17 protein-coding genes and 1 tRNA gene are annotated in these 15,477 nt (G+C 69.7%); 11 read left to right on the forward strand and 7 right to left on the reverse strand.

Annotation, left to right across the window (positions count from 1 at the left end; translation table 11 throughout):
* Window positions 1–38: 38 nt before the first annotated feature.
* The 4 genes from ATM97_RS15480 to ATM97_RS15495 form a co-directional block, all read right to left on the reverse strand.
* Complete coding sequence (locus tag ATM97_RS15480) at window positions 39–1,490, reverse strand: cell wall metabolism sensor histidine kinase WalK (RefSeq protein ID WP_218718720.1); 1,452 nt, start codon at window positions 1,488–1,490, stop codon at window positions 39–41.
* Window positions 1,487–2,203, reverse strand: coding sequence for a response regulator transcription factor (locus tag ATM97_RS15485; protein WP_218718721.1), 717 nt, complete (start codon window positions 2,201–2,203; stop codon window positions 1,487–1,489). Before ATM97_RS15485 ends, ATM97_RS15480 begins: the two co-directional genes overlap by 4 nt.
* A gap of 67 nt (window positions 2,204–2,270) precedes the next feature.
* Window positions 2,271–3,806 (reverse strand): trehalose-6-phosphate synthase, encoded by a 1,536-nt coding sequence (locus tag ATM97_RS15490; protein WP_218718722.1) that lies wholly within the window; start codon window positions 3,804–3,806, stop codon window positions 2,271–2,273.
* Window positions 3,807–3,870: 64 nt separating this feature from the next.
* The gene (locus ATM97_RS15495; RefSeq protein WP_019044795.1) at window positions 3,871–4,029 is read right to left on the reverse strand and encodes a hypothetical protein; all 159 of its coding nucleotides are present in this window, start codon (window positions 4,027–4,029) and stop codon (window positions 3,871–3,873) included.
* Window positions 4,030–4,201: 172 nt separating this feature from the next.
* Here ATM97_RS15495 and ATM97_RS15500 point away from each other — a divergent pair, with 172 nt between their 5' ends.
* From ATM97_RS15500 to ATM97_RS15520, 5 genes are all read left to right on the forward strand, one after another.
* Window positions 4,202–5,035, forward strand: a complete 834-nt coding sequence (locus ATM97_RS15500) for an alpha/beta fold hydrolase (RefSeq protein ID WP_218718723.1) — start codon at window positions 4,202–4,204, stop codon at window positions 5,033–5,035.
* 119 nt (window positions 5,036–5,154) lie between these two features.
* A complete protein-coding gene (locus tag ATM97_RS15505) occupies window positions 5,155–5,391 on the forward strand; it encodes an MbtH family protein (RefSeq protein ID WP_022565839.1) in 237 nt (78 codons plus the stop codon).
* Window positions 5,392–5,518: 127 nt separating this feature from the next.
* Window positions 5,519–5,590 (forward strand) — tRNA-Thr (locus ATM97_RS15510).
* A 160-nt stretch (window positions 5,591–5,750) separates the two neighbouring features.
* On the forward strand, window positions 5,751–6,161 hold the full coding sequence (locus tag ATM97_RS15515) for a DUF4189 domain-containing protein (protein WP_218718724.1): 411 nt from the start codon (window positions 5,751–5,753) through the stop codon (window positions 6,159–6,161).
* 169 nt (window positions 6,162–6,330) lie between these two features.
* Window positions 6,331–6,555, forward strand: a complete 225-nt coding sequence (locus tag ATM97_RS15520; RefSeq protein ID WP_218718725.1) for a hypothetical protein — start codon at window positions 6,331–6,333, stop codon at window positions 6,553–6,555.
* 69 nt (window positions 6,556–6,624) lie between these two features.
* On the opposite strand, the gene ATM97_RS15525 is transcribed toward ATM97_RS15520, so the two are convergent.
* Together ATM97_RS15525 and ATM97_RS15530 are read right to left on the reverse strand one after the other, a co-directional pair.
* Window positions 6,625–7,050, reverse strand: coding sequence for an HIT family protein (locus ATM97_RS15525; RefSeq protein WP_218718726.1), 426 nt, complete (start codon window positions 7,048–7,050; stop codon window positions 6,625–6,627).
* Window positions 7,051–7,064: 14 nt separating this feature from the next.
* Window positions 7,065–7,442: a PH domain-containing protein gene (locus ATM97_RS15530; protein WP_218718727.1), complete on the reverse strand. Its 378-nt coding sequence runs from the start codon at window positions 7,440–7,442 to the stop codon at window positions 7,065–7,067.
* Between the two features lie 217 nt (window positions 7,443–7,659).
* Here ATM97_RS15530 and purD point away from each other — a divergent pair, with 217 nt between their 5' ends.
* Entirely contained in the window at window positions 7,660–8,937 is a 1,278-nt protein-coding gene (gene purD / locus ATM97_RS15535; protein WP_218718728.1) for a phosphoribosylamine--glycine ligase, read from the forward strand.
* A gap of 62 nt (window positions 8,938–8,999) precedes the next feature.
* Here purD and ATM97_RS34400 read toward each other — a convergent pair whose 3' ends face one another.
* Window positions 9,000–10,223, reverse strand: coding sequence for a M23 family metallopeptidase (locus ATM97_RS34400; protein ID WP_308248491.1), 1,224 nt, complete (start codon window positions 10,221–10,223; stop codon window positions 9,000–9,002).
* Window positions 10,224–10,413: 190 nt separating this feature from the next.
* On the opposite strand from ATM97_RS34400, the gene ATM97_RS15545 reads away from it, so the two are divergent.
* The 5 genes from ATM97_RS15545 to ATM97_RS15565 all read left to right on the forward strand — a co-directional run bounded on the left by ATM97_RS15545 (window position 10,414) and on the right by ATM97_RS15565 (window position 15,428).
* Window positions 10,414–11,574 carry a pyridoxal phosphate-dependent aminotransferase gene (locus ATM97_RS15545; protein WP_218718729.1) on the forward strand — a complete coding sequence of 387 codons (1,161 nt, stop codon included), beginning with the start codon at window positions 10,414–10,416 and terminating at the stop codon, window positions 11,572–11,574.
* Window positions 11,575–11,730: 156 nt separating this feature from the next.
* On the forward strand, window positions 11,731–12,384 hold the full coding sequence (locus ATM97_RS15550) for a TetR/AcrR family transcriptional regulator (RefSeq protein WP_218718730.1): 654 nt from the start codon (window positions 11,731–11,733) through the stop codon (window positions 12,382–12,384).
* 6 nt (window positions 12,385–12,390) lie between these two features.
* On the forward strand, window positions 12,391–13,812 hold the full coding sequence (gene purB / locus ATM97_RS15555; protein WP_218718731.1) for an adenylosuccinate lyase: 1,422 nt from the start codon (window positions 12,391–12,393) through the stop codon (window positions 13,810–13,812).
* Between the two features lie 96 nt (window positions 13,813–13,908).
* A complete protein-coding gene (locus tag ATM97_RS15560) occupies window positions 13,909–14,331 on the forward strand; it encodes an HIT family protein (protein WP_218718732.1) in 423 nt (140 codons plus the stop codon).
* Window positions 14,332–14,495: 164 nt separating this feature from the next.
* Window positions 14,496–15,428 (forward strand): alpha/beta hydrolase family protein, encoded by a 933-nt coding sequence (locus ATM97_RS15565; protein ID WP_218718733.1) that lies wholly within the window; start codon window positions 14,496–14,498, stop codon window positions 15,426–15,428.
* Window positions 15,429–15,477: the final 49 nt, after the last annotated feature.

A 15,477-nucleotide genomic window follows, 5' to 3' on the forward strand; every position in this document is an offset into this window, starting at 1 on the left:
GAGAATCGCTGTTTCCGTGGCCGTCGGCCCGGCCTGACTCAGGCCGGGCCGCGGTTGTCTCGGGGTAGCCGCACGACGAAGGTCGCCCCGCCGCCCGAGGTCCGCCGCACCCGGACCGTGCCGCCGTGTGCGGCGACCAGCGCGGCCACGATGGACAGCCCGAGGCCCGTGCCGCCGCTGCTGCGGGTGCGTGAGGAGTCGGCGCGATAGAACCGCTCGAAGATCCGCGCCGATTCCTCCGTGGACAAGCCGGGGCCGGTGTCGGCGACTTCGAGGAGTACCTCGTCCTGGGCGGGGGTCAGTCGCACCGTGATCGCGGTGCCGTCGGGGGTGTGGGTCCGGGCGTTGTTGAGCAGGTTGGTCAGGATCTGGCGCAGCCGGTGGTCGTCGCCCAGGATCTCCAAGGTGCCCGTGCCGTCGGCGATCTCGAGGGTGATCGGCCGGTGCTCGCCCTGCGCGGCCTCCACCGCGCGAGCGCTGTGCACGGCGTCGCCGGCGATCGCGAGCAGGTCGACCGGCGTCAGGTCGACGGGGCGTTGCGCGTCGAGCCTGGCCAGCATGAGCAGGTCTTCCACCAGCAGGCCCATCCGCTGTGCCTCGTGTTCGATGCGATTCATGAACATCGCCGGATCGCCGGTCGCGCCCTGCCGGTACAGCTCGGCGAAACCGCGGATGGTGGTGAGCGGAGTGCGCAGTTCGTGACTGGCGTCGGCGACGAAACGCCGCATCCTGGCCTCGGATTCGCGCGCGGCGGCCTCGGATGCCGCGGTCGCGGCGAAGGCCTGCTGGATCTGGGTGAGCATGCTGTTGAGCGAGCGCGAGAGCCGGTCGACCTCGGTGTCGGTGCCGCGCACCGGAACCCGGCGATGCAGTTGACCCTCCGCGATCGCCGCCGCGGTGGCCTCGACCCGGCGCAGCGGCCGCAGACTACCGCGCACCACGAAGTAGGCGGCCACGGCCAGGGCGATCAGCACGATCGCGCCCACCACCAGCTGCAACACGACGAGATTGCGCACGGTCTCGATGTTCTCGGTGAGCGGCCACGCCACGGTCGCGGTCGCGCGATGCCCGTTGACGGTCAGCACGCGCCACTGATCGGTCGAATCGCCCTGCGAGCCGACGGTGACCGGTTGGAGCGCAGGGGGATTCGGGAGGTCAGGAGTGGCGTCGGTGCCGAAGACGTTGTCCAGCGTGATGTTTCGGGTGCCGTCGGTGCTCGCGGCGGTGAGGTAGTACCGTCCCGGCGGCTGCCGGTCCGACGACGGGGTGGGCAGGGGTGGCGCGGGCAGCCCGACCCGGCGCTCCCATTCGATCGCGGCATCGGTCAACTGCTGGTCGGTGCGGTTGCGCAGCGAGTTCTCCATCGCCTTGGTGACGACGAAACCCGAAGCGATCAAACCGAATCCGGCCAGGGCGACCAGCATCAGCACCAGCGTCACGCGCAGCGGGATCGCCGAGAACCTGCGGGCGACGCGGGCGCGCAGACTCATCGCGCGGCCGGCTCCCGCATGACGTACCCGACGCCACGCAGGGTGTGGATCAACCGCTGTTCACCGGTGTCGACCTTCTTGCGCAGATACGACACGTAGGTCTCCACCACGCCGACCTCACCGCCGAAGTCGTAGCGCCACACGTGATCCAGGATGCGGGGTTTGCTGAGGACGCTCCCCGCGTTCACCATGAAATAGCGCAGCAGCGTGAACTCGGTGGGGGACAGGGCGACCGGCTCGCCCGCCTTCCACACCTCGTGGGTGTCGTCGTCGAGTTCGATGTCGGCGAAGCGCAGCCGGGTACTGGCCTGTTCGGGCGCGGTTCGGCCGGAGCGGCGCAGGATCACCCGCAGCCGGGCCACCACCTCCTCGAGGCTGAACGGCTTGGTGACGTAGTCGTCGGCGCCCAGGGTCAGGCCGGTGATCTTGTCCTCGACCTCGTCGCGGGCGGTCAGGAACAGCACCGGCGCGTCGATGCCGTCGGCGCGCAACCGGCGCAGCAGGCCGAAGCCGTCCATGCCGGGCATCATCACGTCGACGATCAGCGCCTCCGGGCGGAACGCGCGGGCCTTGTCCAGGCCCTCGGCGCCGTCGCTCGCCGTCGCTACCTCGAAACCCTGGTAGCGCAGGCTCACCGCCAGCAACTCGACGATCATCGGTTCGTCGTCGACGACGAGCACCCTGGCCTCGGGTGCTTCCGGCACACCGCTCATGGATCTCATGGTCCACCACCCGGCTGGGAGGTGGCTGCCACCACGCTGTGAGGTCGCTGTGAGCGCCTCAGCGCGACTCGCGGTACACGTCCTCGTCCTCGCTGAGCAGGGCCGCCCCGGCGACGTTGCCCTGGGAGAGGGCGTCGAGGAAGGCGCGCGCCCAGCGTTCGACGTCGTGGGTGAGCACCTGGCGGCGCATCGAGCGCATCCGGCGGCGCTTGGTGTCGCGGTCGTCGTCGAGCGCGCCGATGATGGCGTCCTTGACGCTGTCGAGGTCGTGCGGGTTGCACAGGTAGGACTGGCGCAGCTCGGCCGCGGCGCCGGTGAACTCGCTCAGCACCAGGGCGCCGTTGAGGTCGCTGTGGCAGGCCACGTACTCCTTGGCGACCAGGTTCATGCCGTCGCGCAGGGGCGTGACCAGCATGGCGTCGGCGGCGACGAAGAAGGCGATCAGTTCGTCGCGGGGGATCGGGCGGTGCAGGTAGTGCACGACCGGGTAGCCGACCCGGGCGAACTCGCCGTTGATCCGGCCCACCTGGCGTTCGATGTCGCCGCGCATCTTGATGTAGCTCTGCACCCGCTCACGGCTCGGGGTGGCCAGCTGCACCATCACCGTCTCGGCGGGGTCGACCCGGCCCTCCTCCAGCAGTTCCTGCAGGGCGTTGAGCCGGATGTCGATGCCCTTGGTGTAGTCCAGGCGGTCGACGCCGAGCATGATGTTCTTCGGATTGCCCAGCTCGGCGCGGATCTTGGCGGCCCGCTCCCGCACCGACCGGCGCCGGGAGTGTTCGTCGAGCTCGGCGGAGTCGATCGAGATGGGGAACGCGCCGACACGCACCGTGCGGAAGCCGACCTGCACGACCCCCAGCTTGGAGCGCACGCCGATGGTGCCCCGGGAGGTGGGCTGACCGGCTAGTCGGCGGGCCAGGTAGAGGAAGTTCTGCGCGCCGCCGGGAAGATGGAAGCCGATCAGGTCGGCACCGAGCAGGCCCTCGACGATCTCGGTCCGCCACGGCATCTGCATGAACAGCTCGACCGGCGGGAACGGGATGTGCAGGAAGAAGCCGATGGTGAGGTCGGGCCGCAGCATGCGCAGCATCTTCGGCACCAGCTGCAGCTGGTAGTCCTGCACCCAGACGGTGGCGCCCTCGGCGGCCACCTTCGCGGTCTCCTCGGCGAACCGGCGGTTGACCTCGACATAGGCGGCCCACCAGGCCCGGTCGTAGACCGGGCGCACGATCACATCGTGGTAGAGCGGCCACAGCGTGCCGTTGGAGAACCCCTCGTAGTAGTCCTCGACCTCCTGCGCCGTCAGCGGCACCGGGTGCAGTTCCAGACCGTCTTCGATGATCGGCTCGACTTCGACGTCCGGGACGCCCGCCCAGCCGACCCACGCCCCCTTGTTGCTGCGCAGTACCGGTTCCAGGGCGGTCACCAGACCACCCGGGCTGCGCTTCCACCTGGTCGTTCCGTCGGGCAGGCGCTCGAGGTCGACCGGCAGCCGGTTCGCGACGACGACGAACCCCGAGCCCGCACCGGTCGGTGTGGCCGCGACGGACTCGCTGTTCTCGGACGGACGGTCGTTGGACTGTTTATCGATCATCTGGTCCACTCACGCATCCTTTGCGCGTCGCAGGGTTCGCTTTGAGGTTGTGGTAGTCGGAGGGTCAGCTGGGGCCGATGCCGAGCATCGACAGCAGCATCCGGCACTCGTCGGCGTCTTCGGCGTATGCCGCGACGACGCGCTGTGCCTGGCGAGCGGTCTCGTCGGCCAGTGGCTCGAGCTCGTCGTCGGCGATGTCGTTGGCGCTGCTCTTGGCGGCCATAGTGGTTCGTCCTCCCGGTTTCCAAACGCTCTGCGTGCGAGTAGTCAATACTATCGGTCGCCCGTGCACGGCCGATGAACTCCCGACCCGATCACCCCACCCCGGTGCAGGGTCGTGGCGGTCCCGTTACCGTGAGTGTCGGACAGCTCAACCCCGCAGAGAGGTTTGTTTCATGCCAGTGGCCACGGTGAACGGCATCGCACTGAACTATCAGGTCAAGGGCGACCGTACCAAGGGCACCGACGTCAAGGGCGGCGGTCCGCTGGTGGTGTTGATCATGGGCACCGGATCGCCCGGTCGGGTGTGGGAACTCCATCAGGTGCCCGCGCTGGTTGCGGCCGGGTACCGGGTGTGCACCTTCGACAACCGGGGTATCGCGCCGTCGTTCGAGGCGCCCGGCGGCATGCGGATCGAGGAGCTGGTCGCCGACACCGCGGCGCTGATCGAATTCCTCGACGAGGGTCCCGCGCTGGTCGCTGGCACCTCGATGGGCGCCCGGGTCGCCCAGGAACTGGCGCTGGCCCGTCCCGACCTGGTCCGCAAGGCCGTGTTCATGGCCGGGCACGGCAGGCTCGACCAGTTCCAGAAGACGCTGTCGGCCGGTGAGCAGGATCTCGACGCCGCCGGTGTGCAGCTGCCCGCCAAGTTCGAGGCGGCACTGACCGCGGTGATGAATCTGTCGCCGGCGACCATGTCCGACACCAATGCCGCCCGCGACTGGCTCGACCTGTTCGAGTTCACCGGCGGGCCTGCCACGCCGGGCATCCGCGCGCAGCGGGCCATGGATCACGAGTTCAACCGGGTGGCCGCCTATCGCGCGATCACGGTGCCCTGCCTGGCAATCGGCTTCGCCGATGATAGGATGATTCCGCCTTATCTGTCGCGGGAAGTCGCCGACGCCATCCCCGGCGCCAGGTACCAGGAAATCCCGGACACCGGCCACTACGGCTACCTGGAACGCCCCGAGGCGGTCAACAAGATCCTCCTCGATTTCTTCGCGGCTTGACCGCCGAGGCTGAGGTAACCACCTACACGTAACGTCAGCCTTGCTAGGGTCGACACAACGCCCGGGGTTCGCCCCCCGAAGCGATCCCGTACACAGCGCCAGTATCCAGTGAGGTGAAATTGAGCACCAACCCCTTCGACGACGAGGACGGCCGCTTCTTCGTTCTGGTCAACGACGAAGAGCAGCACTCCCTGTGGCCCGCGTTCGCCGAGGTCCCGGCGGGTTGGCGTGTCGTGTTCGGCGAAGAGAGCCGGGCCGCGTGCGTCGAGTACGTCGAGAAGAACTGGACCGATATGCGTCCCAAGAGCCTGCGCGACGCGATGGCCGCCGACGATGCGGCTCGCGCCCAGTCCTGAGCAGTAACACCGATACTGCGCCGGGACCTCGCTGAGCGCGACGGCCGCGTGGCACCTCTACCGATGCCACGCGGCTGCCGCGTCCCGCTATGATGGTCGCTGCCCTTCGGGGCACCTGTTCGTACCCGCCTCCTTAGCTCAGTGGTAGAGCACCGCTCTTGTAAAGCGAAGGTCGTCAGTTCAATCCTGACAGGGGGCTCTCCCAGAACCCGACCCGGACAACGGGTCGGGTTCTTCGTCGTTCGTGGTGCGCGACGGCAGATCGTGCCCAAGACTTTTGGGGCCGCCTCGCGTCCATGCGCTGCGGTATCTTCCATGCGATCGCCGCACCAGCCGGCGCGCAGAGGGAGACGCTCCACATGTTCGACAAGTCCTTTGCGGCCGCCGTGCTCTCGGTGAGCGCCGCTGCCGTCCTCGCGGCACCGCCCGCCACCGCCGACCCGGTCAACTGGGGCGCCGTTTCCCTCAGCGTGTGGGGCAACGTCTACGCGTTTTCGGTCAACCACCCCACGGAAGCCGACGCGATTCGAGCCGCGGACCGAGCGTGCAAGGGTCAAGGCATCATCGACTGCCGGACGATGGTGACGTTCGCGGACGGCTGCGGTGCGGTCGTGACCAGTCCGCTCGCGATCGTCGCGGGATTCCCGATCGTGGGCTTCGGTAAAGGGGCGAACCCAGGGGAGGCGATCGCGGACGCCACCCGCAACCTCCCCACCGGCACCGGGAGCGCCGGTTCGTTCGATCGTGACCACGCCTGCACCTGGCTGTGATCGACAGGCCGCCGGCTCGGTCCTGACGTGGCTCCGAGTTGTTCGTAGCGCGCGACGGCAGCTCGTGCCCCAGAAAGCAGGGGCGATCGATCCACTTCGAAACAGTGGCGTTTCTCACTAGGCTCACTCGCACGCCGAACCCCGGCGTACCTGTTCGAGAGGGATCCTCGTGAAACGCTTCGCCATCCTCGCCGCCGCGGTCACCGCGTTCGGCGCCGCCTCCGCCGGGCTCGCCACCGCGACCCCGGCGCAGTCCGCCTCGGGTCAGCCGACGACGGCCCAGCCGGTCGTCCTGCAGACCGGCTCGGCCGTGATCGACCTGCTCGCCTACTTCGCCGCGGGCTGCTTCGGCAGCTGGAGCCCCGCCCCGCCCCCGCACTGCGTCACGCAGTGACCGCTCGATCCTGACCGGTCAGGCCCCCGACCTGTGCCGACGCGGCGGGGGCCGTACGGTCTGGCCGCCTCAGGCCGGGACGTTGGCCTCGTAGCCGAGTTCCCGGAGGGCGGCCGTGATCTTGGCCTGGGCCTCGTCGAGGGACTCGGGTGTGGGGGCGGTGTCGGCGCCGGAGATGTCGAAGTCGCCCATGGTGTAGGCGGGGAAGACATGGGTGTGCAGGTGGGGGACCTCCAGGCCGGCGATGAGCAGGCCCGCGCGGGGCGCGTCGAAGGCGATGCGGACGGCCTGGCCGATCTTCTGGGCGAGGCCGGTCAGGCGCGCCATGACGGCGGGGTCGACGTCCTGCCACTGGTCGATCTCGGCGCGCGGCACGATGAGGGTGTGACCCTGGGTGACGGGGGCGATGGTGAGGAAGGCGACGAATTCGTCGTCCTCCCAGACGAAACGGCCGGGAAGCTGTCCGGCGATGATCGCGCTGAAGACGGATGCCATAGCGGCGAGCCTAGCTAGATCGCGACGAAATGCGACAGGATGCCCTGCACCTCGTAGATGTCGACCTGGCGGTTGAACCGCTGCCTGACCGGCTCGTTCCCGCTGCCGATCCAGATGTGGAGCTCGGCGTCGAGATCGAAGGTGCCCGCGGTCTCGACGGCGAAATGGGTGATCGAGCGGTAGGGGATGGAGTGGTAGCTGACCTTGCGGCCGGTGACGCCCTGCTTGTCGACCAGGATCAGCCGGCGATTGGTGAACAGCATCGCGTCGCGCACCAGCAGGTAGGCCGAATAGACCTGCTCACCCTGGCCGAACAGCTTGGCGTACTCCTGCTGCGCGGCGGCCGGGTCGATCCGGCCCGCATTGCCCATCATCCCGTCGAGCAGACCCATGCTTGCTCCCCTCGCCTTCCCCGGCGGCCGTGTCGTCACGCCAGCCCCATTGTCCCCCAAGTGAACCCGATGCGGGTGGTGTGCGCGGGTGAATTCCCGACGCCGGGGCAGGGTTCGGATCCGTCGCCGCGGCCCGGTGACCGCTACCGGATATCGCGACGCGGTAGGGGGCTGGGGCGTGCGCAGCGGGCGTGAAGAGCGCGACTAATCTGTGACCGTGCGCGTACTCGTCATCGGTTCCGGAGCCCGTGAACATGCCCTCGTCCTGGCGCTACGCCGGGATCCGTCGGTGACGGCGGTGATCGCCGCCCCGGGCAATCCCGGCATCGGACAACATGCCGAACTACGTCCGGTCGACCCGTGCGCGGCCGAGGACGTCGTCGCGCTGGCCACCGAGGTCGCCGCCGATCTCGTGGTGATCGGCCCCGAGGTGCCGCTGGTGCTCGGCATCGCCGACGCCGTGCGTGCGGCCGGATTCCCGGTCTTCGGCCCGTCCAAGGACGCGGCCCGGATCGAGGGCTCGAAGGCGTTCGCCAAGGACGTGATGGCGGCCGCCGGTGTGCGGACCGCGCACAGCGAGATCGTCGACACCCCGGCCGACCTGGACGCCGCGCTCGATCGCTTCGGTCCGACCTGGGTCGTCAAGGACGACGGGCTGGCCGCGGGCAAGGGCGTCGTGGTGACCGACGACCGTCGCGCGGCCCGCGATCACGGCGCCGAGCTGCTCGAACAGGGCCACCCGGTGCTGCTCGAGTCGTTCCTGGACGGCCCGGAGGTGTCGCTGTTCTGCCTGGTCGACGGCGAGACCGTGGTCCCGCTGCTGCCCGCGCAGGACCACAAGCGCGTCGGCGACGGCGATTCCGGCCCGAACACCGGCGGCATGGGCGCCTACACGCCGCTGCCGTGGCTGCCCGAGGAGACGCTGACCGAGATCGTCGAGGATGTGGTGAAGCCGGTCGCGGCCGAGCTGGTCCGCCGGGGCAGCTCGTTCTCCGGGCTGCTGTACGCCGGTCTGGCCGTCGGCACCAACGGTCCCGCGGTCGTCGAGTTCAACTGCCGCTTCGGCGATCCCGAGACCCAGGCCGTGCTGGCCCTGCTGGACAGCCCGTTCGCCGAGCTGCTGCACGCCACCGCCACCGGTCGCCTGGCCGAGGTCGAACCGCCGCGCTGGAAGGACGGCTCCGCGATCACCGTCGTGCTGGCCGCCGAGAACTACCCCGCTCGCCCGCGCACCGGTGACGTGATCACCGGCGCCGAGGACGGTGCGCTGGAAGGCGAGACGCTGGTGCTGCACGCGGGCACCGGGCAGCGCGAGGACAAGACGCTGGTCTCGGCCGGCGGCCGGGTGCTCAATGTGGTCGGGGTCGGCGCCGATCTCGCCGAGGCTCGCGAGCGCGCCTACGCGCGGCTCGCCCAGATCAAGCTGCCCGGCAGCCACTTCCGCACCGATATCGGCGCGACCGAGGTGGTCGTCCCGGAGCGCAAAGCGCAGTAGCGCGCGAATCGCGAACGAGGGGCATCGGGTCCGGAGCGGGTCCGATGCCCCTTGTCGTGTCGTCAGGTGAGCTGGAGGCCGTGCGTGGCGAGCCAGGCCTGCGGGTCGACGTGGTTGCCGTTCTGGACGATCTCGAAGTGCAGGTGCGGGCCGGTGGAGTCGCCGCGGTTGCCGATGCGGGCGATCTGCATGCCCGCGGGGACCCGTTCGCCGGGGGAGACGAAGAAGTCGTACATGTGGCCGTAGATGCTGATGGTGCCGTCGTCGTGCCGGATGCGCACCCACAGGCCGAAGCCCTGGGCCGGACCCGCTTCGACGACCGTGCCGTCGGCGACGGCGTAGATGGGGCTGCCGATGGGGGCGGCGATGTCGATGCCGCGGTGCATGGTGCCCCAGCGGGAGCCGAAACCCGAGGTGAACGCGCCCTTGGCGGGCAGACTGAAGCCGCCGAGGGAGGGGGTCGCCCCCGGCGTCACGGTCCCGGGGACCACCGGCGCCCGCGTCCCCATCCAGTCCTGCCACTCGCCCGAGGCCGCGGCCGCCGCCTCGGCCTTCGCGCGCTCGAGGGTGGCGCGGGCCGCCGCCGCGACCACCGCCGCCTCGCGCCGCTTCTCGCCGTTGGCGATGGCGGCGAGCAGGCGCGTCGTCGACTGCGGATTCGGCGCGAGTTCCGGGACGTAGGCGATCGCCACGCGCTGCGCCTCACCGGGCGCCAGCGGGCCACCCTCGACGTCGTCGCCGATCCGCCCGTCCGCCGCCACGACCACCGCCACGATCGCCACACCCGCGATCAGGACGCGCTGCTCGATCAGTACCCGCCGCACCCGATCCCGGCTCGGCCGCCGCGCCCACAGCGCCTCGGCCCGCGCCTTCGGCCGCAGCCAGAACACGGCGCGCACCTCGCCCGCGCGCAGTTCCCCGGCGATCTCGGCGACCGTCGGATGCTCGCCGATCCAGGTCGCCACGCGCTCGCGGACACCGCTCTTCGACGGTAGCTGCTCGCGCCAATTCGCCTGCAGAACACGGCCGTTGATGCTGACTACGCGCTTCCCGACGCTCGGCGCCGCGGCGTCGTCGAGCGCCCGGGTGCTGTGCTCAGCGGCTGAGGCGCTGGGGTCGTCGGTGGTGACTCGCTGGTGCGCGGTGGTCTCGGCGGCTGAGGGCTGCGCGGTGGCGGCCGCGGTGTCCGCACGAGGGTCGGCCTCGGCGGCCGCGGGGCTCGCGGCGACGTCCGCCGCCTGCGCGTTCGCCTCGACCGGAGGGCTGTCCTCGACCGGCGACGCCACGACACGATCCACTGTGTCCGTCTTCGCCCGCCGCACTCGCCCCGCCGTCCTTACCCACTCCATGGTGCCCCCGCGACCCTGCCCCGACGCGGCTCAACTCGCTGCGCCGGTGGCTGCGTATTCGCTGTCGGAGCCATTCTGCCGACCATATCTGTCAACGCCCGCAATCGGGTGCTCTACCGTCACTCGGGTGTCCAGAGAATCGCGCCGGTCGACCATTCCCCCTTTCTACGTGATGGATGTGTGGAAAGCCGCTGCTGAACGGGCCAGGTCGCACGGAGACGTGCTGGTGCTGGCGGCGGGACAGCCCTCGACGCAGGCGCCGGCGCCGGTGCTGCGGGCGACCAAGGCGGCGATCGAGCACGAGCTGCTCGGGTACACCGAGACGTTCGGCATCCTGCCGCTGCGCGAGGCGATCGCCGAGCACCACCGGGAGACCTACGGCTACGACGTGCACCCGGACGAGGTCGTGGTGACCACGGGGTCCTCGGGGGCGTTCACGCTGATCTTCCTGGCCGCCTTCGACGCGGGCGACACCGTGGTGGTGGCCCGGCCGGGATACCCGGCCTACCGCAACACCCTCACCGCGCTCGGCTGCGAGGTGATCGAGCTCGACTGCGGCCCGCAGACCCGCTTCCAGCCGACGGTCGCCATGCTCGAGGCACTGCCCGAGCCGCCCGCGGGCCTGGTGGTGGCGAGCCCGGCCAACCCGACCGGCACCATGATCGACCCGGCCGAGCTGGCCGCGCTGGCGCGCTGGTGCGAAGACCACGGCACCCTGCTGATCTCCGACGAGATCTATCACGGCATCACCTTCGACGACGCGACGCCGACCGCCTCGGCCTGGGAGTTCTCCCGCGCGGCGGTGGTGATCGGCTCGGTGTCGAAGTACTTCTCGATGACCGGCTGGCGGCTGGGCTGGATGCTGGCCCCCGCCGACCTGCGCCCGGCGCTGCAGCGGCTGGCGTCGAACATGACGGTGTGCCCGCCCGCCATCTCCCAGTACGCCGCCGTGCACGCGTTCGGCGCGGAAGCCAAGGATGAGCTGGACGGCCACGTCCGCCGGTACGCGCGCAACCGGGCGCTGTTGCTGGAGGGTCTGCCGAGTATCGGCATCACCGAACTCGCCCCCGCCGACGGCGCTTTCTACGCCTATGCCGATATCGGTCACTTGACCAACGATTCCCGGGCCTGGTGTGCCGAGGTGCTCGATCACACCGGCGTCGCGCTGGCACCCGGTCTCGACTTCGACACCGTGCACGGCATTCGCACTGTTCGCTTCTCCTTCGCCGGCGCCACCGACGACATCGCCGCAGCGCTGGACCGGTTGGGAAGGTTCCTGAAGGGCTGATCGGCCGCGCTGTCAACAGTGATGTGCGACAACAACTTTGCCTAGTACGAACACTTCCGTGCCGGGATGCGGTAAAACTCAGTTATCCCGATTTCCCGCGTTTCCCCGATGACGATTGCGCACGGTTGAACTGATGATGACTGGCACGATGGCACGGTGACCACCGCGACGACCCCGAAAGGCGAACGGCGTCGCCAGGCCCTGGTGGCGGCGGCGGCTGAACTGTTGCTCGAAGGCGGCTTCGACGCTGTACGACATCGCTCGGTGGCGTCGCGGGCCGATCTTCCGCTCGCCTCGACCACCTACTACTTCGAATCTCTGGAAGATCTGATCGCCCGGGCCGTCGAATTCAGCGGCGCGATCGAACTCGACGCCATGCGTCGCCGGGTCGGTGAGGTCAGCCATCGCAGGCGCGGTACCGACGCGACCGTCGACCTCGTCCTCGACCTGCTCGTCGGCCCCGACGACAGCGACCTCGACGCGCGCGGCCAGCTGATCGCGCGCTACGAGCGCTCGGTGGCCTCGGCCCGGCATCCCGAGTTACGCGAGGTCCAGCTCCGACTACGCACGCAGCTCGAAGAACTGCTCGCCGACGTGCTGCGCCGCTCCGATCGAGTGGTGCGCCCCGAGCAGTTGCGCAGGCTGGTCGCGGTGGTGGACGGCGCGGTGGTCGCCGCGCTGATCGAGGGTCACCCGGAGCCGAGGCGGCCCGCACGGGCCGGTCTGCTGGAGATGATCGACATCGTCGCCCCGCCCGTGGTGCCCAACATGATGCCCCAGCAGCTGGAACGGGCGCGGCAACTAGACTGAGTGTTCGTGAGCCTTGTCCCGAACGTCCTCGCCACCCGATACGCCAGCCCGGAGCTCGTCGCGCTCTGGTCGCCCGAGAACAAGATCGTGCTCGAGCGCAAGCTGTGGCTCGAGGTGCTGCGGGCGCAGTCGGCACTCGGCATCGATGTCCCCGCGGGTGTGCTCGACGACTACGAGCGCGTGCTCGAACACGTCGACCTGGCCTCGATCGCCGAGCGTGAGCGGGTCACCCGCCACGACGTGAAGGCACGCATCGAGGAGTTCAACGCGCTGGCCGGGCACGAGCACGTGCACAAGGGCATGACCAGCCGCGACCTCACCGAGAACGTCGAACAGCTGCAGATCCGGCTCTCGCTCGAGTACGTCTACGACCACGGTGTCGCGATCGCGGCCCGGCTGGCCGAGCGCGCCGCGGAGTACCAGACGCTGGTGATGGCGGGCCGCTCGCACAACGTCGCCGCGCAGGCGACCACCCTGGGCAAGCGCTTCGCCTCCGCCGCCGACGAGGTGCTCGTCGCGCTGACCCGCCTGCGCGAGCTGATCGACCGCTACCCGCTGCGCGGCATCAAAGGCCCGATGGGCACCGCCCAGGACATGCTCGACCTGCTCGACGGCGACGCGGGCAAGCTGGCCGCGCTCGAGCAGCAGGTGGCCACGCATCTCGGTTTCGCGAAGGTCTTCACCAGCGTCGGCCAGGTCTACCCGCGCTCACTCGACCACGACGTGCTCTCGGCGCTGGTGCAGCTGGGCGCCGGGCCGTCGTCGTTCGCGCACACCATCCGGCTGATGGCGGGCCACGAGCTGGTCACCGAGGGCTTCCAGCCCGGCCAGGTCGGGTCCTCGGCGATGCCGCACAAGATGAACACCCGCTCGTGCGAGCGCGTCAACGGCCTGCAGGTCGTGCTGCGCGGCTACGGCTCGATGGCCGCCGAGCTCGCGGGCGCGCAGTGGAACGAGGGTGACGTGTTCTGCTCGGTGGTGCGCCGCGTCGCGCTGCCGGACGCGTTCTTCGCCGTCGACGGCCAGATGGAGACCTTCCTGACCGTGCTCGCCGAGTTCGGCGCATACCCGGCGGTGGTCGCCCGCGAGCTCGACCGGTACCTGCCGTTCCTGGCCACCACCCGCATCCTGATGGCGGCGGTGCGCGCGGGCGTTGGCCGCGAGACCGCGCACGAGGTCATCAAGGAGCACGCTGTCGCGGTGGCGCTGGCCATGCGCGAGCAGGGTCGCGAGCCCGACCTGCTGGACCGGCTCGCCGCCGACGACCGGATGCCGCTGGACCGCGCCGCGCTCGATGCCGCGCTGGCCGACAAGTCCGCGTTCATCGGTGCCGCGTCCGACCAGGTCTCCGAGGTCATCGCGCAGGTGCAGAAGCTGGTCGAGGCCAACCCCGAGGCCGCGCGCTACACGCCGTCGCCGATTCTCTGACGCACGGTGCGTGTCAGCCCGCCGCTGTCGCTGTTCCAGCACCGGCGGCGGGCGATCGCACGGCGGCTCCTGGCGCGGTTTCGCTACCGTACCCGGGTGAATCCGTACACGATCTTCGCCGACATCATCGCCGGGCAGGCGCCCGCCTCCAAGGTCTACGAGGACGATGATGTGCTGGCGTTCATGGACATTCGTCCGGTGACGCCGGGCCATGTGCTCGTGGTCCCGAAGGCGCCCGCGCCGAGCCTGGCCGATCTCGATCCCGCCCTCGGCGGCAAGCTGTTCCAGGTCGGGCAGCGGATCGCGGCCGCGTTGCGGGCCAGCGAAGTGGCCGCCGACGGAGTGAATTTCTTCCTCGCCGACGGCGTCACCGCCGGGCAGGAGATCTTCCACGTGCACCTGCACGTGATCCCGCGGACGCCGGGCGACGGCTTCGGCCTGCGGGCGCGCCCGACCTCGCCCGCGCGCGCCGATCTCGACTATCTGGCCGGGTCGATTCGCGGCGCTCTGTCCCGCTGACCTGCCTTTCCGGGCGAACCGGTCATTGCATACCGGTAAGTTTGCTGAAGAAACGCCCGAATCGCCGAATGCTCTCAGTTCGTTCACCTGTGGGTTACTTTGGACTGTCATTGGCATGCGGTAATGGAGGGTGGGACGTGCGTCGTACAGGTGTTGCTGCTTCAGTGCTGGCTTTCGCCATCGCGTTGATCGGACCCGCGGTGGTGAACCCCGCCCCCGCAGCTGCTGCCCAGATCGTCGGGGTGAACAACCTCAGCCCCACCCGCACCGCGATCACGGTCGCCTCGCCCGCGATGGGGCGCAATATCGACCTGCAGGTGCTGCATCCGGCGGGCGGCGGCTCGCGCTCGACCTACTATCTGCTCGACGGCCTCGACCCCGGAATCGGCCAGAGCACCTGGACCAACGCCACCGACGCCGAGGCCTTCTTCCGGAACAAGAACGTCAATGTGGTCATGCCGACCGGCGGGCAGGCCAGCTACTACTCCGACTGGATCTCCGACGACCCGCGCTTCGGCCGGTACAAGTGGGAAACGTTCCTCACCCAGGAGCTGCCCGGCCTGATCGACGCGGAGTTCGACGGCAACGGGGTCAACGGCATCGGCGGCCTGTCCATGGGCGGCAACGCGGCCTACATCCTGGCCGCCCGGCACCCCGGGCTGTACCGGGCCGTCGCCGGCTACAGCGCGTGTCCCGACAGCGCGATGGCCGCGGGCGCGATCATGTTCTCCATCGCCAACCGTGGCGGCAATCCGCTCAACATGTGGGGCGCGCCCGGCAGCCCCGAGTGGGCCTCGCACGATCCGGCCCTGATGCTCGAGGGTCTGCGCGGCAAGGCGCTGTACATGTCCACCGGCACCGGCATTCCCGGCCCGCACGAGGCCGAACTGAAGCCGCAGCTGGCGGAGAACATCTTCCTCGGCGGTCCCATCGAACTCGGCGTCAACACCTGTATGGTCGCCTTCGACCAGCGGCTGCGCGGCGCGGGCATCGGTGCCAAGATCGACTACCACCCGGTCGGCACCCACTCCTGGTCCTACTGGCAGGACGCGCTGCACGCCTCCTGGCCGACCATCGGCCCGGCGCTGGGGGCCTGAGAGTTCTTCCACGCGGCCCGGTTCGACGGCTTTTCCAGCCCGAGAGCCG

Source organism: Nocardia sp. MH4 (assembly GCF_019266065.1).
Classification (GTDB): Bacteria; Actinomycetota; Actinomycetes; order Mycobacteriales; family Mycobacteriaceae; genus Nocardia; species Nocardia canadensis.

What these genes read in the sequence shown, in the direction of transcription:
- ATM97_RS15495 (WP_019044795.1), bottom strand. Translation starts at nt 4,029, where the DNA reads ATGGCCGCCAAGAGCAGCGCCAACGACATCGCCGACGACGAGCTCGAG.
- ATM97_RS15500 (WP_218718723.1), top strand. Translation starts at nt 4,202, where the DNA reads ATGCCAGTGGCCACGGTGAACGGCATCGCACTGAACTATCAGGTCAAG.
- ATM97_RS15515 (WP_218718724.1), top strand. Translation starts at nt 5,751, where the DNA reads ATGTTCGACAAGTCCTTTGCGGCCGCCGTGCTCTCGGTGAGCGCCGCT.
- ATM97_RS15490 (WP_218718722.1), bottom strand. Translation starts at nt 3,806, where the DNA reads ATGATCGATAAACAGTCCAACGACCGTCCGTCCGAGAACAGCGAGTCC.
- ATM97_RS15480 (WP_218718720.1), bottom strand. Translation starts at nt 1,490, where the DNA reads ATGAGTCTGCGCGCCCGCGTCGCCCGCAGGTTCTCGGCGATCCCGCTG.
- ATM97_RS15525 (WP_218718726.1), bottom strand. Translation starts at nt 7,050, where the DNA reads ATGGCATCCGTCTTCAGCGCGATCATCGCCGGACAGCTTCCCGGCCGT.
- ATM97_RS15485 (WP_218718721.1), bottom strand. Translation starts at nt 2,203, where the DNA reads ATGAGCGGTGTGCCGGAAGCACCCGAGGCCAGGGTGCTCGTCGTCGAC.
- ATM97_RS15530 (WP_218718727.1), bottom strand. Translation starts at nt 7,442, where the DNA reads ATGGGTCTGCTCGACGGGATGATGGGCAATGCGGGCCGGATCGACCCG.